This window comes from Burkholderia sp. 572 (genome assembly GCF_040545135.1).
GTDB classification, from domain to species: domain Bacteria; phylum Pseudomonadota; class Gammaproteobacteria; order Burkholderiales; family Burkholderiaceae; genus Burkholderia; species Burkholderia cepacia.
On record NZ_JBEPLH010000003.1, the window covers coordinates 104909 to 124571 of the forward strand.

Sequence of the window (19663 nt, forward strand, 5' to 3'; positions counted from 1 at the left end):
CTATACCGGAGCGCGCCGGCATCGAGGCCATGGCGGCCCTTCTGGACAGATATTAGAACCAAAACCGGCAAGGCGCTTTATTTTTTGGGTTGCAGACGGGCCAGCAAGTGGTATAGATTCGATCCACACTGCCCTGTGTCACGGTACCCGGCAGATTTGTGGCGGGCGCGGCACGCGCCCGTCGTCCACGCTCACCGACGCATGCGACGTACACGATGACCGCGCTTTCCCCGATTCCCGTTTTCGATGCGGCCGACACGGCCGCGCTGCTCGACTACCCGGCGCTGCTCGCCACGCTCAGGCAGGCCGTCGCCGACTATGCGGCGGGCGAGATCGTCAGTCCCGAGCGTCTGGTCGTGCCGCTGCAGGCCGGCGGCGTGATGCTGTCGATGCCGTCGAGCGCGCGTGACCTCGCGACCCACAAGCTCGTGAACGTGTGCCCGGGCAACGGCGCGCGCGGGCTGCCGACGATCCTCGGCCATGTGACCGCGTACGACGCGACCACCGGCGAGATGCGCTTCGCGCTCGACGGCCCGACGGTCACCGGACGCCGCACGGCGGCCATCACCGCGCTCGGCATCCAGGCGCTGCACGGCGCCGCGCCGCGCGACATCCTGTTGATCGGCACCGGCAAGCAGGCGGCCAATCACGCGGAAGCGCTCGCGGCGATCTTTCCCGACGCGCGCCTGCACGTGCGCGGCAATCGCGCCGACAGCGCGGCGGCATTCTGCGCCGCGCACCGCGCGCATGCGCCGCATCTCGCCCCGCTCGACGGCGACACGGTTCCCGATGCGATCGACGTCGTCGTGACGCTGACGACGAGCCGCACGCCCGTCTACCGCGAAGCCGCGCGCGAAGGCCGGCTCGTGGTCGGCGTCGGCGCGTTCACCGCGGATGCCGCGGAAATCGACGCGAATACCGTGCGTGCCAGCCGGCTGGTCGTCGACGATCCGGCAGGCGCCCGCCACGAAGCCGGCGACCTGATCGTCGCGCAGGTCGACTGGCAGCAGGTCGCGTCGCTCGCCGACGTGCTGGGCGGCGCATTCGACCGCACCGGGCCGCTGCTGTTCAAGAGCGTCGGCTGTGCGGCGTGGGATCTGGCCGCGTGCCGAACCGCGCGCGATGCGCTCGACGCGCGCCGGGCCGGCTGATCCGGCAGCACGACCCGCCTGCCCCACAGGCGGCACGTCACACCGGGGCCGCTCCGGCGGTTTCCCGTACGCGTTGTAGGAATCGCCCTACAACGCGTCGCCGCGGCCTACATCAACTTCCAATTCGGCCGATTTCATTTTCGGCGGCGCAACACGATACTGCCGGCATGAATGCCAGCCAGTTGCCCGCCGCGCTCCGGGTGTTTCTCGTCGATCACGCCGTCGCCGTCCGACAGCGGATCGCGCTGCTCGTCGGCGCGATCCGCGGTGTCGCCGTCGTGGGCGAGGCGGAAGACGGCCAGGACGCGTGGACGCACATCCGCAGCAGCCAGGCGGATGTCGTGATCGTCGACCTGCGGCTGGCGGACGGCAGCGGCCTCGACCTGATCGGGACGCTGTCGAAGGCCGCGCCGCGCATCGTCACGATCGTGCTGACGAATCACTCGGCGCCGGCATTCAGAGAGGCATGCGCGTCGGCCGGAGCCGACTACTTCTTCGACAAGACCGTCGAATTCGACGCCGCATGCCGCGTCATCGAATCCCTGGTGCACGCTCGCGTGCACCGCCCCTGACGAGCCGGAGTGACTCATGTCCACAGCCACCGCCTGCGCCGCCGACGTATCCATCACGCCCCGGCCGACGATTTCGCTTCGCGCGGTCACGCGTGCCGACGCCGCCAAGCATCCCGCCGCGCGCTGCTCGGCGTGCGCGATGCGCTCGATGTGCCTGCCGCCGCAACTGACGGCCGCCGAATACGGCCGCCTCGACGCGATCATCTGCACGACCCGGCAGGTACGCCAGGGCGACGCGCTGTTCCGCACCGACGATCCGTTCCAGAGCATCTACGCGGTGCGCGCGGGGTCGTTCAAGACGGTGATGATGCATCGCGACGGCCGCGAGCACGTGACGGGCTTCCAGATTGCCGGTGAAACGCTCGGGATGGACGGCATCGGCAGCGGCCAGCACTGCTGCGACGCGATCGCGCTCGAAGACAGCGTCGTATGCATCATCCCGTTCGGCGCGCTCGAAGCGGCGTGCCGCGAGATCAAGCCGATGCAGCACTTCCTCTACCAGATGCTGAGCAGCGAGATCGTCCGCGAATCGAGCCAGATGCTGCTGCTCGGCACGATGTCGGCCGAACAGCGCGTCGCGCAATTCCTGCTGAACCTGTCGTCGCGCTTCGAGGCGCGCGGCTATTCGGCGACGGAATTCAACCTGCGGATGACGCGCGAGGAAATCGGCTGCTATCTCGGGATGAAGCTCGAAACCGTCAGCCGGATGTTCTCGCGGTTCCATCGCGAAGCACTCGTCGAGACGCGCGGCAAGCGCGTGCGCATCATCGACTCGCAAGCGCTCGCCCGGGTCTGACCGGGCGCGCCGGCGCGGCATCGCGTGCGATGCCTCATTGCGCCGCGCTGCCTGCCGCCGCATCGCGCAGCCCCACCCTTGCACCGCCCGCCTGGCACGCGATCAGCGCCTGTTCGGCCTGCATGAACGCGCGGCGCAGCGTGTCGTCCATGTCGTCACCGACACACGCCGGCAGCAGCCAGAGCGACGTGTCGCGCATCACGAGGTCGAGCCGCACGTCGTACCGGCGCGCGCCATCGGCGGCGGCACGCGATTCGATGGCGAGGTGGCAGCCGCCGATCAGCGCGCGGAAGCGCTCGAGCCGCACCAGCAGCGCGCCGGCTTCGGCTTCGATCGCGGCGGTACCCGCGAATCCATGGCAGGCGATCTGCATGCCCACGCCCATGTCGTGTCTCCTGACGGGGCCGCCCGCTCGTCGACCGCCTTGCATATGCCGCCCGCATCGACATGCGGCGGCACGTGTTGCCCGTGGCACGGCGCGATTTCTTCGATCGCTGCCCGGCCGATAGTCTGCCCGCGCCTTCGTCGGCGCGGGATCGTTCATACGTTGAAGGTCTGCGACGCCTTCATCTCGATCCATGTCATGCCTGCCCGCAGCCCTTCGATCATCGCCTCACGCTCGGTCGGATACGCATGGCTGTGCTCGAACGTATGGTGAAAGCGCGCGGCGCCGGCGCCATGCTCGACCGACACGCGGCAGCGGAATTCGCCCGATTCGCACGGGCGCGTCTCGACTTCGACGGACCAGTCGCGTTCGTGAATGTTGCCCTGCAGTGTCATGCACCCTCCTGCTGTATCCGTTTCAGAGCCGGAAGTGGCCGCTGTGCAACAGCACCGGCCGGCCGCCGATTTCCTCGAGCATGCGTCGCGCCATCGCCTCGATCGCCGACCGGTGCGCTTCGAATGCGGCCAGCAGGTCGCGTTCGAGCAGCGACGGCGCGCCGAAATGATCCTCCAGCGCCTCGGCCGTGACCGCGCACTGCACGCAACGTCCGTCGACCAGCGCCGAAAACGCCACGACCAGGTCGCGTGCGCAATATTCGGGCGGTTCCGGCGGGAAGGCAATCTGCATCTGTCCGCCTGTCATCGTCGTGATGGCTCCATGACAAGAGCATAGTGGCGCGCGCGCCTCCACGCTTGACCCACGTCAACGGGTTCGCTGCGCTGCACGATGGTCGGCGCGGCAGCGTGCCGGCCGCGACTGCGCGACGCCCCCTCGCTCGCTTTCAACCCGCTTCAACCCACGTTCAACCCGCGTCGGGCTCGATCGTCGCACCGCGTTCCGCGAGCAGTTCGCGCAGCACGCTGCGGTGGCAATGGCGTTCGTCGCCGCAATAGCAGCCGATCGAGAACGCGGTGGTCGCCGACAGCGCCGCCAGCAGGTCGAGCACCTTCGGCGCGTCGCCATGCGCCATCTCCGCGCGGAAGTGACGCCGGAACGCGTTCCATTCGGCGTCCGTTTCGGCGGCCTGCGCCTGCGCGACGAGTTCCGGGCTCGGAGACAACGTCGGCAGCCATACATCATAGTAGTTGCGCGACGCGAATTCCGCCTTCGGCACGCCGCGCGGCGGCCGCCGCACCGTGCCGATCCGCAGGCCCTCGCCGGCCGCGCGCGGCGTGCCGAGCTGGATGATCCGGATGCCCATGTCGCTCCTTTTCGTGTTGCGTCCGATTGCGTGATCGTACCGCCGCGCCTGCGCCCCCGTCAGCCGGGTGGCGGACATTGCGGCCGCACAAAGAAAAACCGGCTGCCCCCTTGCGGGAGACAGCCGGTTCGGCCAGCCGCGTTGCGCGCCGGGGCGCGCCGCGATCAGACGCCGCTCTTCAGCACCTTGCCGATCGCATCGGCGACGATGGCGACGTTCGAGTCGTTCAGGCCCGCGACGCACATCCGGCCCGAACGCAGGATGTACACACCGTGCACTTCGCGCAGCGCGTCGACCTGCGATTCGGTCAGGCCCGTGTACGTGAACATGCCGCGCTGCTTCACGTAGCGCGTCAGTGCCTCGCCGCTGACGTGGTCGCGCAGGCCGTCATGGATCGACTGGCGCATCCGCGCGATGCGGCGGCACATCGCCGCCAGTTCCTCTTCCCACTGCTTGCGCAGCGCCGGCGTGCCGAGCACGGTGGCCACGACCTTCGCGCCGTAGGTCTGCGGGTTGCTGTAGTTCGAGCGCACGGCACCGGCCAGCTGGCCGAGCACGCGGTCGGCCGCGGCGGCATCCTCGCAGACGACGCTCAGGCCGCCCACGCGTTCGCCGTACAGCGAGAAGTTCTTCGAGAACGAGTTCGCGACCAGCGCCGGCACGCCGCGGCGGGCCAGTTCGCGCACCGCGAACGCGTCCGCGTCGAGGCCCGCGCCGAAGCCCTGGTAGGCCATGTCGACGAACGGCAGCAGCCCGCGCGCCTCGATCACGTCGATCAGCTTCTCCCACTGGCCTTCGTCGAGGTCGACGCCGGTCGGGTTATGGCAGCACGCGTGCAGCAGCACGATGCTGCGCGCCGGCAGCGCGTCGATCGCCGCGAGCATCGCGTCGAACTTCAGGCCGCCCGTCGCCTCGTCGTAGTACGGATACGTGTTCACCGTGAAGCCGGCGCGTTCGAAGATGAAGCGGTGGTTTTCCCAGCTCGGATCGCTGAGCCACACCTGCGAATCCGGGAAATAGCGCTTCAGGAAATCGGCGCCCACCTTCAGTGCGCCGGAGCCGCCGAGCGTCTGCAGCGTCGCGATGCGGCCGGCCGCGCGGGCCGGGTGATCGGCGCCGAACACGAGCGCCTGCACGGCGTCGCGATACGCGGCGAGGCCGACCATCGGCAGGTACGGCTTCGCGCCGAGGTCGCGCTGCAGCGCGGTTTCGGCTTCGCGCACGGCGCCCATCACCGGAATCCGGCCTTCGGCGTCGAAGTAGATGCCGATGCTCAGGTTGACCTTCTGGTCGCGCGGATCTTTCTGGAAGTTCTCGTTGAGCGTCAGGATCGGGTCGCCCGGGTACGCGTCGATGTGTTCGAACATGGCTTGAGTCTGTCTCGTTTGGAAGAATGATCGGGCCGGCCTGCGTCAGCGTGCGGATGCGCCGTCGTGCACCGCATAGCCTGCATTCTTCTGACGGAAGCGATACCCGACCGCGAGCACCGCGAGCCATACCGGGATCAGGTACACCGACAGGCGGAGATCCGGCGTCAGGTACATCACGACGAGAATGCCGGCCATGAATGCCAGGCACAGGTAATTCGTGAAAGGATAGCCCAGACTGCGGAAGGAAGTCTCCTCCCGGGCCGCACGCTTCGCCTGGCGGAACTTCAGGTGGATCAGCGTGATCATCGCCCAGTTGATGATCAGTGCCGACACGACGAGGCCCATCAGCACCTCGAACGCCTTGCCCGGCATGAAGTAGTTGACCAGCACGCACACGCCGGTCGCGAGCGCCGACGCGCCGAGCGCGGCGAGCGGAATGCCGCGCTTGTTCACCGAGCACAGCACCTTCGGCGCATTGCCCTGCTGCGCGAGGCCGAACAGCATCCGGCTGTTGCTGTACACGCCGCTGTTGTAGACCGACAGCGCGGCCGTCAGCACGACCACGTTCAGCACGTTGGCCACCAGGTTGCTGCTCAGCGCGTGGAAGATCAGCACGAACGGGCTACCGCCGGTGACGACCTTTTCCCACGGATACAGCGACAGCTGCACGGCGAGCGCGCCGATGTAGAAAATCAGGATCCGGTAGATCACCTGGTTGGTCGCGCGCGGAATGCTGCGCTTCGGATCGTCGGCCTCGGCCGCGGTGATGCCGATCAACTCCAGCCCGCCGAACGAGAACATGATGGCGGCCATCGACATCACGAGCCCCGACACGCCGTTCGGGAAGAAGCCGCCGTGCTGCCACAGGTTCCGGACGCTCGCCTCCGGGCCTGCATGGCCGCTCGCGAGCAGCCAGCCGCCGAAGCCGATCATGCCGACGATCGCGGCGACCTTGATGATCGAGAACCAGAATTCCGTCTCGCCGTACGACTTCACGCTCGCCAGGTTGAGCAGGTTGATCGCGACGAAGAACACCAGCGCCGACACCCAGGTCGGCACGCCGGGCCACCAGTACTGCACGTAGATCCCGACGGCCGACAGCTCGGCCATGCTGACGAGGATGTACAGCACCCAGTAGTTCCAGCCCGACAGGAAGCCGGTGAAGTGGCCGACGTACTTGTTGGCGAAGTAGCTGAACGAGCCGGCGACGGGCTCGTCGACGACCATCTCGCCGAGCTGGCGCATGATGAAGAACGCGACGATGCCGGCCACCGCGTAACCGAGCAGCACGGACGGGCCCGCCATCTTGATCGTCTGCGCGATGCCGAGGAACAGCCCCGTGCCGAGCGCGCCGCCGAGCGCAATCAGCTGGATGTGCCGGTTCTTCAGCCCGCGCTTCAGGCCGTCGCTCTCGTTTCCAGAAACCATGTCTTCTCCACTCTGTCCGCCTCCGCCTGAAGCGGGGTGCGGCGCGCCTCGGTGTGCCGGGCGCTGTTTTGCTGTGCCGGGGCCGTTCGTGGAGCCGCCGGGTTGGGGACTGCAATCTTCGCGTGGCGGCGCCCGATTCGCGTCGGCGTCCCCGCCAGACCGGCCGCCGACCGTCGCCGCGCCCGCCTTGCTGCGATCGCACACGAAAATCCGGCGTCAGTTTAGCGTCGCGACGGCGAAATCGGGTTTCGTAACCCGTTCATGCAAACCCTACATTATGAGATAAGATTGCACCCAGGAGACGGATGAGGAAATAAAAATGCATGAACCGGTTCTGGATCGCCTCGATCGCCACTTGCTCGCGATCCTGCAGGAGAACGGCCGCGCGTCGAACCTCGATCTGGCGAAGGCGGTCGGCCTGTCGCCCGCGCAGACACTGCGCCGCCACCGGCGGCTGGAGGAAATCGGCGCGATCCGCCGCTACGAAACCCGGCTGTGCCCCGACACGCTCGGCTTTGGCGTCACCGCCTTCGTGCACGTGACGATGGAGCGCGGGCATATCCGCGACCTGTCGAAGTTCCAGAAACTCGTGTCGGATCTCGCGCAGATCCAGGAGTGTTTTTCAGTGACGGGCGATATCGACTACGTGCTGAAAGTCGTCGCGCGTGACCTGAAGGGGCTGTCCACGTTCCTGCTCGAAACGCTGATGCGCATTCCCGGCGTGAGCGGCGTGCATTCGAGCGTGTGCCTCGACGAGATCAAGTGCACGAGCGCGATGCCGGTGGAAGGCTGAAGCACCGGCCCGCTTACCTCACTGCCTCGAACGCACTGATCAGCAACGCCCCCGCCGCGATCACCAGGCAACCGGCCGCCCGGCGCGGCGTCAGCCGCTCGCCAAGATATACGCGAGCGATCAGCGCCGCGAACACCACGCTCGTTTCCCGCAGCGCCGACACCGGCCCCATCGGCGCGCGATCCATCGCCCAGATCACGATGCCGTACGCGAGCGCCGCGAACACGCCGCCGCACGCAGCCTTCGCCGTTTCGCCGACATCCTGCGTCAGCCGTAACGGCCCCGCCCGCAGCCGGTAGTACGCGGCCATCATCGCGCCCGTCAGCACGAACATCCACGCGGTATAGCCGACCGTGTTGCCGCTTTCCCGCACGCCGATTCCGTCGACCACGCTGTAGGCCGCGATCGACACGCCGGTCGCGAACGCGGTCGGCAGGACCTGCATCATCCGGTGCTTCGCGTCGCGCCCGCGCTCCAAGCCGATCGCCAGGATGCCCGCGCAGATCAGCACGAGCCCGCATTGCGCGCCGGCATTCAGGTGCTCGCCCGCAAACACCGCCGCGCCGAGCGTGACGAGCAGCGGCGCGGTGCCGCGCGCGACCGGGTATGCGACGGTCAGGTCGCCGTGCTCGTACGCGCGCACCAGCAGCAGCGTATAGACGACGTGGAGCACGGCCGATGCGACGACACAGAGCCAGCTCGCGGGCGTGATCGGCGCGGCGGCCGGCAGGAACAGCAGCGCGAACAGCCCGATGGCGATCTGCAGCACGGTGGCCGACCGCAGCCGGTCGCCGCTGCTGCGGACGAGCGCATTCCATGACGCATGCAGGAACGCGGCACACAGAACGGCAAACAGAACGGGGATCGGCACGATGCGTACTCGCTGACGGTCGGCCACGCGAAATCGTCGCCGCAGGGCGTTCATCGTATGAATACGTCATCCGGTTGTCAAAAAACCTGCGCTGCGCAGCGTCCTGTGCCCCCGCGCCGCCACGCCGTTTCGCCTGTCCCGCCCGCCCCGTGCGGCATCCGCGGCAATCGTCCCGCCCGCCGCGGAATGTGACGCAAAGGTGGCAGCCGGTCCGCCCCTTTCCGTTCTCTTTCGGTTCGCGCCCCGGCGTAATGAAATCGATACCGTAGCGCAATCGGCGCGAAACCACTCCGTCCCCATATCTTCATACGGGACTGTTCCAATGCGCGTGCTCTCTCACGAGCTCCGCGCCGAACCGACACGGCGACGGGGCCGCTCTCCACCATCGAAGACCTTACCTGGAGTTTCCCGATGTTCCGTCAAGCCTTGCTCGTCACCGCCTGCGCAGCCGCGGCGCTGGCGCTGTTCGCCTGCGGCGGCAGCGACGATCCCACGTCGACGCCTGCCGTGTCGTCGCAGGATGCGCTGCAGACCGCCACGCCGATCAAGCACGTCGTCGTGATCTATGGCGAAAACATCTCGTTCGACCACTACTTCGGCACCTACCCGAACGCGACGAACCCGTCGGGTGAACCGGCGTTCACCGCGAAGGCCGGCACGCCGACGCCGAACGGCCTGACGGGCACGCTGCTCACCGCGAACCCGAACTTCACGAACACGGCCAACGGCGCCGACGCGGCGAACCCGTTCCGCCTCGACCGCACGCAAGCCGCGACCGCCGACCAGAACCATGCGTACACGGCCGAACAGCAGGCCGAGGACAACGGCCTCGCCGACCTGTTCCCGAAATACACCGGCAAGGGCTCGTCCGGCGGCGCCGGCGCGTTCGGCACGAAGGGCCAGGTGATGGGCTACTTCGACGGCAACACCGTGACCGCGCTGTGGAATTACGCCCAGCGCTTCGCGATGAGCGACAACACGTACACGACGGTCTATGGGCCGTCGACGCCGGGCGCGCTGAACGTGGTGTCCGGCCAGACCAACGGGATGCAGATCGTCAAGACGTCGAAGCAGCCGTCGACGCTCGCGTCCAGCTCGTACTACATCAATGACGGCCAGGGCGGCCTCACGATGATCAACGACGTCGACCCGGGCTTCGACGTGTGCTCGAGCACGACCGACCAGGCGATGATGACGGGCAAGAACATCGGCGACCTGCTGAACGGCGCGAAGATCACGTGGGGCGGCTTCATGGGCGGCTTCAACCTGTCGACGACGAACGGCAACGGCACGACGGGCTGCGCGCGCAGCACGGTCGCGACCGCCGTGAACGCCGCGACGGCCGACTACATCCCGCACCACAACTGGTTCCAGTACTACGCGTCGACCGCGAACCCGCAGCACACGCGCCCGAGCTCGGTCGCGGCGATCGGCTCGAGCTTCCAGGCCGACGGCAAGACCGCCGAACCCGCGAACCACCAGTACGACACGGACGACTTCTTCGCCGCCGTGAAGGCCGGCAACTTCCCGTCGGTCAGCTACCTGAAGGCCCCCGCCGCACAGGATGCGCACGCCGGCTATTCGGATCCGCTCGACGAGCAGGCGTTCGTGACGAAGGTCGTCAACTTCCTGCAGCAGCAGCCGGACTGGCAGAACACGGCCGTGATCGTCACCTATGACGACTCGGACGGCTGGTACGACCACGTGTACACGGCACCGACGCGCGCGTCGTCCGATCCGGTCGACCAGGTCAACGGCAACGGCAAGTGCGGCACGGGCGGCACCACCGGCGTGAACGGCGCGACCGTGAACGGCCGCTGCGGCCCGGGCGTGCGCATTCCGCTGATCGTGATCTCGCCGTACGCAAAGCAGAACTACGTCGACCACACGATGCTCGACCAGTCGTCCGTCGTGCGCTTCATCGAGGACAACTGGCTGGGCGGCCAGCGCATCGGCGGCGGTTCGTTCGATGCGACGGCGGGCGACCTGCGCGCGCTGTTCGACTTCACGTCGAAGCCGAACACGACGCCGCTGTACCTCGACCCGACGCTCGGCACCGCATTGAGCGCGGCACCGACGATCTGACCGGTATTGCATGACCGCATGGCCGGCGCTTCACGCGCCGGCCGTTTCCGTTTGTTCCGTTCAACGCGCCGCTTCGTGCGGCGCCCGATTCCCGACCGACAGCATGACAGCTCGCCCCGCGTTCCCGTCTCCCGACGCCTCCGGCACCGCCGCGCCGCGCGCCCCTTCCCGCCTTCTGCGCCGCGCGGCATTCGCGATCGGCGCCGCCGTGCTCGGCTACGGCGCGTTCGCGATCGCGTTTCCCGCGCAGGTACCGGCGGCGATCGGCACCGTCGTCGCCGACTGGACGGGGGCGAACCCGCATCCGGTCGTGCTGCAGCGGCCCGCCGCGCAGCCGCTGTCGACAGTCGCGCAGCTCGGGCGCGCGCTGTTCGCCGACCCGTCGCTGTCCGCGTCGGGCAAGCAGTCGTGCGCGTCGTGCCACAGCCCCGATCACGCGTACGGCCCGCCGAACGCGCTCGACGTGCAGCCGGGCGGCCTCGCGATGACGCAGCAGGGTTATCGCCCGCCGCCGTCATTGATGTACCTGTACCGCCAGCCGAACTTCAGCATCGGCCCCGACGCCGGTGAAAACGACGCCGCACCGAGCGTCGCGCAGCAGGCCGCTTCGGCCGCCGGCGTGGTGAAGGCGCAGAAGGTGGCCGGCACGTCGGCCGCGCCGCAACTCGTGCCGCAGGGCGGGATGTTCTGGGATGGCCGCGCCGATACGCTGCAGCAGCAGGCATTCGGCCCGCTGCTGAATCCGGTCGAGATGGCGAACGCGAGCATCGACGACGTCGCGCGCAAGCTCGCGCAGTCGTCGCACCGCGCCCAGCTCGAGCAACTGTTCGGCGCACGCGTGTTCGACAGCCCGCAGCTCGCGGTATCGGAAGCGATGTTCGCGATCGCGCGCTATCAGGTGGAGGATCCGTCGTTCCACCCGTACAACAGCAAGTACGATCGCTGGCTCGAAGGCCGCGCGCGTCTCTCGCAGGCGGAACTGCGCGGGCTGCGCCTGTTCAACGACCCGGACAAGGCGAATTGCGCGGGCTGCCACCTGTCGAAGCCCGGCAAGGACGGATTGCCGCCGATGTTTACCGACTACCAGTACGAGGCGCTCGGTGTGCCGCGCAACCAGCAGCTCGCGCAGAACCGCAACCCGGCGTTTCACGATCTCGGCGTGTGCGGGCCGTTCCGCGACGACCTGAAGGACCAGACGCAGTATTGCGGGATGTTCCTCACGCCGACGCTGCGCAACTCGGCGACGCGCCATGTGTTCTTCCACAACGGCGTGTTCCACACGCTCGACCAGGTGATGGCGTTCTACAACGAGCGCAGCATCTCGCCGCAGAAGTTCTATTCGCGCGGCGCGGACGGCAAGGTCGACGAGTACGACGACATTCCGCCGAAATACCGCGCGAACGTCGACGTGACCGATGCGCCGTTCGATCGCAAGCCGGGCGACAAGCCTGCGATGACGGCGCAGGACATCAGGGATATCGAAGCGTTTCTGGGAACGTTGAACGACGAGCCGGCGCGCTGACAGGCCGGCGGTCGGTTGCCGTGCGCGCCGTGTTCGTCAGCGGCGCGCACGGATGCACAGGAAGGCCGGCGCCAGCGACAGCTCCGCGTGGAGCCGCTCCGATACGGCCTTCATCTCGGGTAGCGGTGTCGGTTCGACGAAACGGTCGAGACGCCAGCCGGCGTCGGCGAGCGCATTCAGGATGTCGGCGAGCGGCCGGCGCCAGGCCTCGACATAGGGTTTCGGTTCGCCGAAGCCCGACCAATGGAAGCCGAAACGGCTCGTATCGAAGTACGTGCCATCCCCGCGCGTGCGCTCGTCCATCCAGTCGCGCATCGGATGCGCCATCGAGAACACCAGCGTCGCGCCCGGCCGCGCGACGCGTCTGAATTCGCGCAGCGTCGGCGTCAGATCGCGCACGTAGTCGAACGCGAGCGAGCACAGGATCTTGTCGAAAGCATGATCGGGCAGCCAGTCGAGCGGCGCCGCGAGATCGCCTTCCGCGACGTCGACCGCGAGCCCCGCGCAACGCGCCTTCGCGAGCGCGACCATCTCGGGCGTGATGTCGAACGCGTGGACGGTCGCACCGTGGCGCGCGAGGTGCTCGCTGCAGATGCCGGGCCCGCAGCCGGCGTCGAGCACCGTCAGGCCGTCGACGTCGCCGAGCAGCGCCATCGTAGCCGGCCGCTCGTAAAGCGCGTTGTGTGCCTTGGTCGGCGCGATGTCCGCGTAGCGTTGCGCGAAGCTCGCGTAAACGCGGCGGGCGGACGGTTCGTTCGGGTCGGTCATGCGGCATCCGTCGGTGGAGACTGGGCAGGCCGATTCTGCCCGATCCGACGGCGGCTGGCGACCTGCCCTCGCGTCGGCGTCAGGACAGGCTGTCGAGCAACCGATACCACGCGACCCCGGCCGCGATATAGAAGCGCTGCAACCCGTGCAACGGGATCGGGCGGATCGGCGTGACCCGGAACGGCAGCGGCAGTTGCGCATCGCCCGACAGATGCGCGGCCAGGTGCTTGCCGAGCGTCGTCGCCATCGCGATGCCCCGGCCGTTGTAGCCGAGCGCGATAGTCACGCCCGGCGCGGGCTCGTGCACGTGCGGCAGAAAATCCGCGGTGATCGCGACGCGCCCCGCCCAGCGGTATTCGAACCGGACGCCCTTCAGTTGCGGATACAGCAGCGTCGTCGCGCGTTCGAGGTGGCGCCAGTCGCTCGGCGCACGCGGGTCGGCGAACGGGCCGCGGCCGCCCATCAGCAGGCGCCCGGCCGCGTCACGGCGGAAGTACAGCAGCAGACGCCGTGCGTCCGATGCGACCTCACCGCCAGCGAGGATGTCGCGACCGAGTTCCGGCGCGAGCGGTTCCGTCGCGACGATGAAGCTGTTCGCGGCGATCACCGACTGACGCAAGCCGGGCCACAACCCGTCGGTATAGCCGTTGGTCGCGATCACGACGCGTTCGGCCGACAGCGTCGCGCCGCCGGACGTCGCGATCCGCCAGCGGCCGTCGGCGCGCGTCAGCCCGACGGCGCGGGTCGACCCATGCACGACCGCCCCGCTCGCCTGCGCGGCGCGCACGAGGCCGCGCGTATAACCGAGCGGCTGCACGCTGCCGGCGCGGCGATCGATCCAGCCGCCCGCATACGCCGGCGTGCCGAGCCGACGCGCGACGTCGTCGCGGCCAAGCACGTCGACCGGCGCGCCGCGCGCGGCCCATTGCTGCGCCCGAAGTGCGACCGTATCGAGCATCGCGGCGGTCGGCGCCGGCTGGATCCAGCCGGCGCGACGCGCATCGCAGTCGATTCCGTACCGCGCGATCAGGTCGAACACCGTGTCGGCCGCGCCGCCGACGATGCCGGCAAGCTGTTCGCCGGCCTCGTCGCCGAACCGGCGTACCAGTTCGTCGGGGTCGTATTTCAGCCCGGGAATCACCTGCCCGCCGTTGCGGCCCGATGCGCCCCAGCCCGGCTGCGCGCCGTCGATCACGCGGACGTCGACACCGCGTTCGGCCAGATGAAGTGCGGTCGACAGGCCCGTGAAGCCCGCGCCGACGATCGCCACGTCGCACGACACGGACGCGTCGAGCGCGGGCGTATCGGGCGCCGGCGCGGCGGTTGCCGCCCACAGCGAATCCGGCCACTGCGCGTCGGGCCGTCCGGGTGCCGCGTTCGTTGCGCTCATGTTCGATCCGGGTGGTCGGCGCCGTCCGACGCCAGCAGGCGGCGCAGGAATTCCTGCGTGCGGGGATGGGTCGGCTGCGTGAGCACGTCGCGCGCCGGTCCGCTTTCGCAGATCGTGCCGTCGTGCAGGAAGCACACGCGATCGGCCACCTCGCGTGCGAATGCCATTTCGTGCGTGACGACCACCATGGTCATCCCGTCGCGGGCGAGCCCGCGCATCACGCCGAGCACTTCGCCGACGAGCTCGGGGTCGAGCGCCGACGTCGGCTCGTCGAACAGGATCGCCTGCGGCGCCATCGCGAGCGCGCGTGCGATCGCGACGCGCTGCTGCTGGCCGCCCGACAGTTCCGACGGATACGCGTTCATCCGGTGTGAAAGCCCGACCTTGTCGAGCAGCGCACGCGCCTGCTCGCGTGCCTGCGCGGCCGGCATGCGCCGCACGTGCACGGGCCCTTCCATCACGTTCTCGAGCGCCGTGCGGTGCGCAAACAGGTTGAAGCGCTGGAACACCATGCCGACGCGCATCCGCAGTTCGTGGATCCGCTTCGAATGCGCGTCGACCTTCACGCCGTCGATCGTGATCGACCCTTCGTCGTAGGTCTCGAAGCCGTTGATACAGCGCAGCACGGTCGACTTGCCGGAACCGGACGGCCCGATCAGGCACACGACTTCACCCGCCTGCACGTCGAGGCTCACGCCCTTCAGCACCGCGTGCTGATGAAACCGTTTATGGATGGCATCGATCCGGATCATGCGCCCCTCCTCAGTGCGAGCCGCTTGCCGAGCCGGTTCACGCCGAACATCAGCGGCAGGCCGAGCGCGAGATACAGCAGCGCGACGAGCGTATAGACGCTCATGTTCTGGAACGTCGACGATGCAATCAACTGGCCGGCGCGCGTGATCTCGGCGACCGTGATCGTCGACGCGACCGACGAATCCTTCAGCAACATCACCAGCGTGTTGCCGTACGGCGGCAGCGCGATGCGGAACGCCTGCGGCAGCACCACGCGCCGCATGATCATCGGCCCGCGCATGCCGATCGCGTGCGCGGCCTCGATCTGGCCGCGGTCGATCGCCTCGATGCCCGCGCGGAAGTTCTCGGCCTGATACGCCGAATACGCGATGCCGAGACCGAGCACGCCAGCCTGGAATGCCGACAGTTGCACGCCGAGATCAGGCAGCACGAAGTACATGTAAAACAGCTGCACGATGATCGGCAGCCCGCGGATCACGTTGACGATCGTGCTGCCGGCCGTCGAGACGGCACGATTGCGCGACACCTTCAGCAGCGCAAGGATCAGCCCGAGCACCGAGCTGAGCACGAACGCGCATGCGGTGATCTCGATCGTGACCACCGCGCCCTTCAGCAGGATCGGCAGGAAATCGATCGCATTCTGAAAAAACATGAGGCCTCCTATGCGACGGCCGGACGGGCCGCCGCCGGGAATGCCCGCGACGCGCGGGCGATGCCGGCCGGGAATCGAATGCCGACGCTCAGCTCATGTGCCACTTCTGCAGGATCTGCTGCAGCGTGCCGTCGCTCTTCATCTTGCGGATCGCGCCGTTGAGCTGTTCGAGCGTCGCAGTGTCACCCTTGCGCACGATGAAGCACACCTGCCCCTTCACGACGCTCTGGTATTCCGGCACGAGCCGCACCTGGCGATTGACGCCGTGTTCGATCTGGTACGCGACGATCGGCTGGTCGGCGAAGCCGGCCTTGATGCGCCCGAGCGCGACGTCGCGCATGATGTCGGCGATCGAATCGTAGGTCCGGACTTCCTTGAAGATGCCCTTCTTGTTGAGCGCATCGACGAACGCCGTGCCGACCTGCGCGCCGACCACCTGGTCCTTGAAATCGTCCATCGACGTATAGCGGCCCGGGTCGTCGGCCTTCACGATCAGGCCTTCGCCGAATGAGTAGACGGTGTCGGAGAAATCGACGACCTGCTGGCGCGCCGGCGTCTTCAGCATCGCGGCCGAGATGATGTCGATCTTCTGCGTGGTGAGCGACGGGATCAGCGCCGAGAACACGGTCTGCTGCACGTCGACGCGAAACCCGGCCGACTTCCCGGCTGCCGTGATCGCATCGACCATCATCCCCTGGATCGAATTGCTCTTGACGTCGAGAAACGTGAACGGCACGCCGGTGGCCGTCGCGCCGACCTTCAGCGTCGGCTCGGCCGCAACGGCACCCGCCGACGCCGTGGAGAGGGCAATACAGGTGGCGAAACCGGCGGCCAGTGCGCCGAACCGCTTGATGAACGGAACCATGGTGACTCCTTCTCGAATAATCCGGGCGCCGGCCGGTCGCTGATCGACACTGCGACGATGGCCCGATCTTAAAACGAATCAAAAACATCGCAAATAGATTTTTTCGTATCGATATTCGATACGCTATAATGCGATATCGAATCGATTCCGCTCCTCGCCATGGAAACGTCGCCCGACCAAGCAAACGATCTGCTGTTCAACCAGTCGCTGGAAAAAGGGCTGAACGTGCTGCGCGCGTTCAGCGCGAAACGGCGCACGATGACGCTGGCGGAAGTGGCCGACGCGGCGGGGATGACGAAAAGCTCCGCGCAGCGGATGGTCTATACGCTCGAGAAGCTCGGCTACATCCGCAAGCATCCGGTCACGCGGCGTTACCAGCTCACGCCGCACGTGATGCGGATCGGCTTCAACTATCTCGCCGCCGACACGTTGATCGACGTCGCGAATCCGTTCCTGTCCGAGCTCACGAACCTGACCGGCGAAACCACCAACCTCACCGAGCCGGACGAGGACGAAATGGTGTACGTCGCGCGTTTCGTGTCGACCAAGTTCGTGCCGATTCACATGCCGATCGGCAGCCGCATCCCGATGTACTGCACCGGCAGCGGCCGCGCGTTCCTGAGCGCGTTGGCGCCGGAAGAAGCACGCGCGCGGCTCGACGACATGGTGCGCACGCCGCATACGCCGCGCACCGTCACGGCGCTCGACGATCTCGTCGCATTGCTCGACAACGCGCGGCGCGAAGGCTATGCGACCAACCAGGAAGAACTGTTCATCGGCGACATGTCGATTGCCGCGCCCGTACTCGGCAGCCAGGGGCAGCCGGTCGCGGCCGTGCACGTGGTCGCGCCGACGAGCCGCTGGACGTTCGACGACGCGCGCCGCAAGCTCGCGCCGGCGGTAATCGACTGCGCGCGCGGGATCAGCAATTCGATCCGGACGCTTGAATAGCGTCGGCGAAATGGCACACGGCGTGCCGTTGCATTGCGCAACGGCGTTCGATCGCTACTGTGGCTTGGGCGAATGCTCGGTCCGATAGGTACGGTTCGGGCGCGATACGAGTTGCTTCGCTGCAACGTCCAGTTCCTTGCCGTGATACAGATCGATGCATTTCAGGAAGTCGAACTTCACATCCCTGACCTCAGATTCGACAACCGGATTTCGATAGTCACGGGCCAGATACTTCGCGACCAGCGCGTGGATCACGTCCGGCGCACGTTCCATGTCGTAGTAGGTCCAGTCACGCAACGCGCTGGTGCTGCTGCCGATGTCCTTGCTCGCGCCGGGCGCCTGCTTGTATGCGGTAGCCAGACATTCCGCGAGCACCATGTCCTTGAAGTTCTGGAGATAAGTTCGTGAGCCTGCCTCAGGCGCCGCTTGTGCGGCGTCCTTCGCCACGACCATCGCCGGTTGAAACGCGATGCACACTAACGCGGCAGCGATCCGGACTCCCCTCATGACAGGCTCCAAAAATTTGCGCGATCGGTACGATACCGCGCGCCCGGTTCGTTGAAGTAACAATGGTCGTAACACGTCCGCCCATTGAACAGCGTGGCGTGGCCCTGTGCATCGCTCCACCCCGACACCTCGAACAGGATGACGCCCTGCCGACCCGCAAGCGGCCCTCCGTTCGACGGCGGGTATTTGACGCCCTCAGCCTTCCCCCAGCGTTGCTCGAGAAAACGAATCAAGTCCCGGACACGAAAAAAGTATTGCCGATTGTCTCTGCCCGATACCGTTTGCTCGGGGATTCTCGGTATCACCATACCGGCTTCACCCAGGATATAACTCATCCTCACCGCGCAAGTATTGCTCCATCGCTCTGTCGGATTCGGATTGTTGACGTTCCTCTCGACATATCCACCTATCACTTTCGCAACGCGCTCACCGGAATTTGCCGGGTCGTAGATTCGCTGAGATGCCGCCCATGCAACGGCAAATGATGGTCGTTTCACTTTGGCTCCTTGTTGTTGAAATGAATTCGACTCGAGGGCAAACGCATCGAAGACTCGCTACGGCTCATGTGCTCCGAGAACCTTCGAATCCATCGAATCAGGGCGTTATGATGAGCGATTTGAAAGTTTTTTGTAATAATTCCAGTTTGCCGGACGCCGATCCTTCTTCTGCTTCACCCCCTCGTTTTCCCCGATCCCGTTCGCCTTGACTCGGTTCCTCCGATCGTCAACACTTCGCACATCGCAAGTGTGATCACAGATCGCAGATCAATCCCAGGAGAACCCCGCCTTGGCGCCTCGTATCGTCCCGCCCGCACTGAAAGCCATCGAACAGGAAACGATGGCCGACAAGGTCTACCAGCAACTGCGCGAAGCGCTGATGAGCGGCCGTTTCGCGCCCGGCCAGGCGCTGAGCCTGCGCAGCGTCGCCGAGGCAGTCGGCTCGTCGACGATGCCGGTGCGTGCCGCGCTCACGCGGTTGCGCGCCGAGCGCGCGCTGGTCGACGGCCCGAACCGGGCGCTCGTCGTTCCGCCGATGACGCTCGACATGCTCGACGAACTGCGCGACGTGCGGATCGCCCTCGAAGGCTGCATCGCCGAGCGCGCGTGCGCCCGGATGAACGACGCGCAGATCGCGGTCGTGCGCAAGACCTGCGAGACGATGCAGGCACACGTCGAGGCCGGCCGCTCGCGCGCCTACCTGCAAAGCAATTTCGCGTTCCACAGCGCGATCTACGCGCACGGCGCCAGCGAAAACACGCTCGCGATCGTCGAGAACCTGTGGATGCGTGTCGGCCCGTTCCTCAACATGGTCGCGCTCGACATTCCGCACATGCGGCGCTCGATGGATGCGCACCGTGCCATCGTCGATGCACTCGAGCGACGCGACGGCGCGGGCGTGCGGGCCGGCATCGCGCTCGACATCGGCGGCGCCGCGCACGATCTCGCCGAGACGCTGCGGGCCGAACAGACGCCGCGGACCGTGAACGCGAAACCGTAGCCGCCGCCCGCCTCGACCCTCCGAATCGCGAGCGGCCGCAATCCGA

General features: G+C 67.1%; 22 protein-coding genes. 8 read left to right on the forward strand and 14 right to left on the reverse strand.

Annotated elements, in window-relative coordinates; translation table 11 throughout:
• The first annotated feature begins 215 nt into the window (after positions 1–215).
• The 3 genes from lhpI to ABIC51_RS06710 all read left to right on the forward strand — a co-directional run bounded on the left by lhpI (position 216) and on the right by ABIC51_RS06710 (position 2519).
• Entirely contained in the window at positions 216–1151 is a 936-nt protein-coding gene (lhpI, locus tag ABIC51_RS06700) for a bifunctional Delta(1)-pyrroline-2-carboxylate/Delta(1)-piperideine-2-carboxylate reductase (RefSeq protein ID WP_354006391.1), read from the forward strand.
• A gap of 167 nt (positions 1152–1318) precedes the next feature.
• Complete coding sequence (locus ABIC51_RS06705; protein ID WP_027791549.1) at positions 1319–1723, forward strand: response regulator transcription factor; 405 nt, start codon at positions 1319–1321, stop codon at positions 1721–1723.
• 16 nt (positions 1724–1739) lie between these two features.
• Positions 1740–2519, forward strand: coding sequence for a helix-turn-helix domain-containing protein (locus tag ABIC51_RS06710; RefSeq protein ID WP_027791548.1), 780 nt, complete (start codon positions 1740–1742; stop codon positions 2517–2519).
• Positions 2520–2553: 34 nt separating this feature from the next.
• Here ABIC51_RS06710 and ABIC51_RS06715 read toward each other — a convergent pair whose 3' ends face one another.
• The 6 genes from ABIC51_RS06715 to ABIC51_RS06740 form a co-directional block, all read right to left on the reverse strand.
• Positions 2554–2904 (reverse strand): metal ABC transporter ATPase, encoded by a 351-nt coding sequence (locus ABIC51_RS06715; RefSeq protein WP_124838424.1) that lies wholly within the window; start codon positions 2902–2904, stop codon positions 2554–2556.
• Between the two features lie 155 nt (positions 2905–3059).
• Positions 3060–3299: a hypothetical protein gene (locus tag ABIC51_RS06720; protein ID WP_006479066.1), complete on the reverse strand. Its 240-nt coding sequence runs from the start codon at positions 3297–3299 to the stop codon at positions 3060–3062.
• Positions 3300–3321: 22 nt separating this feature from the next.
• A complete protein-coding gene (locus tag ABIC51_RS06725) occupies positions 3322–3606 on the reverse strand; it encodes a DUF1488 family protein (RefSeq protein ID WP_027791546.1) in 285 nt (94 codons plus the stop codon).
• A 160-nt stretch (positions 3607–3766) separates the two neighbouring features.
• The gene (locus tag ABIC51_RS06730) at positions 3767–4165 is read right to left on the reverse strand and encodes a DUF488 domain-containing protein (RefSeq protein ID WP_146253201.1); all 399 of its coding nucleotides are present in this window, start codon (positions 4163–4165) and stop codon (positions 3767–3769) included.
• A 164-nt stretch (positions 4166–4329) separates the two neighbouring features.
• Complete coding sequence (locus ABIC51_RS06735; protein ID WP_027791545.1) at positions 4330–5532, reverse strand: amino acid aminotransferase; 1203 nt, start codon at positions 5530–5532, stop codon at positions 4330–4332.
• 45 nt (positions 5533–5577) lie between these two features.
• Complete coding sequence (locus tag ABIC51_RS06740; RefSeq protein WP_354006392.1) at positions 5578–6963, reverse strand: amino acid permease; 1386 nt, start codon at positions 6961–6963, stop codon at positions 5578–5580.
• A 319-nt stretch (positions 6964–7282) separates the two neighbouring features.
• On the opposite strand from ABIC51_RS06740, the gene ABIC51_RS06745 reads away from it, so the two are divergent.
• Positions 7283–7756, forward strand: coding sequence for an Lrp/AsnC family transcriptional regulator (locus ABIC51_RS06745; protein ID WP_021159174.1), 474 nt, complete (start codon positions 7283–7285; stop codon positions 7754–7756).
• A gap of 13 nt (positions 7757–7769) precedes the next feature.
• On the opposite strand, the gene ABIC51_RS06750 is transcribed toward ABIC51_RS06745, so the two are convergent.
• Entirely contained in the window at positions 7770–8681 is a 912-nt protein-coding gene (locus ABIC51_RS06750; RefSeq protein ID WP_049097555.1) for an EamA family transporter, read from the reverse strand.
• A 357-nt stretch (positions 8682–9038) separates the two neighbouring features.
• Between ABIC51_RS06750 and ABIC51_RS06755 the strand changes: the two genes are divergently transcribed.
• Together ABIC51_RS06755 and ABIC51_RS06760 are read left to right on the forward strand one after the other, a co-directional pair.
• Entirely contained in the window at positions 9039–10712 is a 1674-nt protein-coding gene (locus ABIC51_RS06755) for a phospholipase C (RefSeq protein WP_175897979.1), read from the forward strand.
• Between the two features lie 103 nt (positions 10713–10815).
• Positions 10816–12234, forward strand: coding sequence for a cytochrome-c peroxidase (locus tag ABIC51_RS06760; protein ID WP_175897980.1), 1419 nt, complete (start codon positions 10816–10818; stop codon positions 12232–12234).
• Positions 12235–12270: 36 nt separating this feature from the next.
• On the opposite strand, the gene ABIC51_RS06765 is transcribed toward ABIC51_RS06760, so the two are convergent.
• The 5 genes from ABIC51_RS06765 to ABIC51_RS06785 all read right to left on the reverse strand — a co-directional run bounded on the left by ABIC51_RS06765 (position 12271) and on the right by ABIC51_RS06785 (position 16662).
• Positions 12271–13002, reverse strand: a complete 732-nt coding sequence (locus ABIC51_RS06765) for a class I SAM-dependent methyltransferase (protein WP_060085238.1) — start codon at positions 13000–13002, stop codon at positions 12271–12273.
• Between the two features lie 79 nt (positions 13003–13081).
• A complete protein-coding gene (locus tag ABIC51_RS06770; protein WP_175897981.1) occupies positions 13082–14392 on the reverse strand; it encodes an NAD(P)/FAD-dependent oxidoreductase in 1311 nt (436 codons plus the stop codon).
• Entirely contained in the window at positions 14389–15144 is a 756-nt protein-coding gene (locus tag ABIC51_RS06775; protein WP_059694906.1) for an amino acid ABC transporter ATP-binding protein, read from the reverse strand. Before ABIC51_RS06775 ends, ABIC51_RS06770 begins: the two co-directional genes overlap by 4 nt.
• Positions 15141–15797 carry an amino acid ABC transporter permease gene (locus tag ABIC51_RS06780; RefSeq protein ID WP_006482843.1) on the reverse strand — a complete coding sequence of 219 codons (657 nt, stop codon included), beginning with the start codon at positions 15795–15797 and terminating at the stop codon, positions 15141–15143. Before ABIC51_RS06780 ends, ABIC51_RS06775 begins: the two co-directional genes overlap by 4 nt.
• Positions 15798–15885: 88 nt before the next feature.
• Positions 15886–16662, reverse strand: a complete 777-nt coding sequence (locus ABIC51_RS06785; RefSeq protein ID WP_027791537.1) for an ABC transporter substrate-binding protein — start codon at positions 16660–16662, stop codon at positions 15886–15888.
• A 159-nt stretch (positions 16663–16821) separates the two neighbouring features.
• Between ABIC51_RS06785 and ABIC51_RS06790 the strand changes: the two genes are divergently transcribed.
• A complete protein-coding gene (locus tag ABIC51_RS06790; RefSeq protein ID WP_059694911.1) occupies positions 16822–17613 on the forward strand; it encodes an IclR family transcriptional regulator in 792 nt (263 codons plus the stop codon).
• A 54-nt stretch (positions 17614–17667) separates the two neighbouring features.
• Here the strand turns inward: ABIC51_RS06790 and ABIC51_RS06795 are convergent, their stop codons facing one another.
• Positions 17668–18120, reverse strand: coding sequence for a type VI secretion system amidase immunity protein Tai4 (locus ABIC51_RS06795; RefSeq protein WP_027791535.1), 453 nt, complete (start codon positions 18118–18120; stop codon positions 17668–17670).
• Complete coding sequence (locus tag ABIC51_RS06800) at positions 18117–18617, reverse strand: type VI secretion system amidase effector protein Tae4 (RefSeq protein WP_080982028.1); 501 nt, start codon at positions 18615–18617, stop codon at positions 18117–18119. Before ABIC51_RS06800 ends, ABIC51_RS06795 begins: the two co-directional genes overlap by 4 nt.
• 289 nt (positions 18618–18906) lie before the next feature.
• Between ABIC51_RS06800 and ABIC51_RS06805 the strand changes: the two genes are divergently transcribed.
• Entirely contained in the window at positions 18907–19617 is a 711-nt protein-coding gene (locus ABIC51_RS06805; RefSeq protein WP_027791534.1) for a GntR family transcriptional regulator, read from the forward strand.
• Positions 19618–19663: the final 46 nt, after the last annotated feature.

What these genes read in the sequence shown, in the direction of transcription:
- lhpI (WP_354006391.1), top strand. Translation starts at nt 216, where the DNA reads ATGACCGCGCTTTCCCCGATTCCCGTTTTCGATGCGGCCGACACGGCC.
- ABIC51_RS06705 (WP_027791549.1), top strand. Translation starts at nt 1,319, where the DNA reads ATGAATGCCAGCCAGTTGCCCGCCGCGCTCCGGGTGTTTCTCGTCGAT.
- ABIC51_RS06710 (WP_027791548.1), top strand. Translation starts at nt 1,740, where the DNA reads ATGTCCACAGCCACCGCCTGCGCCGCCGACGTATCCATCACGCCCCGG.
- ABIC51_RS06715 (WP_124838424.1), bottom strand. Translation starts at nt 2,904, where the DNA reads ATGGGCGTGGGCATGCAGATCGCCTGCCATGGATTCGCGGGTACCGCC.
- ABIC51_RS06720 (WP_006479066.1), bottom strand. Translation starts at nt 3,299, where the DNA reads ATGACACTGCAGGGCAACATTCACGAACGCGACTGGTCCGTCGAAGTC.
- ABIC51_RS06725 (WP_027791546.1), bottom strand. Translation starts at nt 3,606, where the DNA reads ATGACAGGCGGACAGATGCAGATTGCCTTCCCGCCGGAACCGCCCGAA.
- ABIC51_RS06730 (WP_146253201.1), bottom strand. Translation starts at nt 4,165, where the DNA reads ATGGGCATCCGGATCATCCAGCTCGGCACGCCGCGCGCGGCCGGCGAG.
- ABIC51_RS06735 (WP_027791545.1), bottom strand. Translation starts at nt 5,532, where the DNA reads ATGTTCGAACACATCGACGCGTACCCGGGCGACCCGATCCTGACGCTC.
- ABIC51_RS06740 (WP_354006392.1), bottom strand. Translation starts at nt 6,963, where the DNA reads ATGGTTTCTGGAAACGAGAGCGACGGCCTGAAGCGCGGGCTGAAGAAC.
- ABIC51_RS06745 (WP_021159174.1), top strand. Translation starts at nt 7,283, where the DNA reads ATGCATGAACCGGTTCTGGATCGCCTCGATCGCCACTTGCTCGCGATC.
- ABIC51_RS06750 (WP_049097555.1), bottom strand. Translation starts at nt 8,681, where the DNA reads ATGAACGCCCTGCGGCGACGATTTCGCGTGGCCGACCGTCAGCGAGTA.
- ABIC51_RS06755 (WP_175897979.1), top strand. Translation starts at nt 9,039, where the DNA reads ATGTTCCGTCAAGCCTTGCTCGTCACCGCCTGCGCAGCCGCGGCGCTG.
- ABIC51_RS06760 (WP_175897980.1), top strand. Translation starts at nt 10,816, where the DNA reads ATGACAGCTCGCCCCGCGTTCCCGTCTCCCGACGCCTCCGGCACCGCC.
- ABIC51_RS06765 (WP_060085238.1), bottom strand. Translation starts at nt 13,002, where the DNA reads ATGACCGACCCGAACGAACCGTCCGCCCGCCGCGTTTACGCGAGCTTC.
- ABIC51_RS06770 (WP_175897981.1), bottom strand. Translation starts at nt 14,392, where the DNA reads ATGAGCGCAACGAACGCGGCACCCGGACGGCCCGACGCGCAGTGGCCG.
- ABIC51_RS06775 (WP_059694906.1), bottom strand. Translation starts at nt 15,144, where the DNA reads ATGATCCGGATCGATGCCATCCATAAACGGTTTCATCAGCACGCGGTG.
- ABIC51_RS06780 (WP_006482843.1), bottom strand. Translation starts at nt 15,797, where the DNA reads ATGTTTTTTCAGAATGCGATCGATTTCCTGCCGATCCTGCTGAAGGGC.
- ABIC51_RS06785 (WP_027791537.1), bottom strand. Translation starts at nt 16,662, where the DNA reads ATGGTTCCGTTCATCAAGCGGTTCGGCGCACTGGCCGCCGGTTTCGCC.
- ABIC51_RS06790 (WP_059694911.1), top strand. Translation starts at nt 16,822, where the DNA reads ATGGAAACGTCGCCCGACCAAGCAAACGATCTGCTGTTCAACCAGTCG.
- ABIC51_RS06795 (WP_027791535.1), bottom strand. Translation starts at nt 18,120, where the DNA reads ATGAGGGGAGTCCGGATCGCTGCCGCGTTAGTGTGCATCGCGTTTCAA.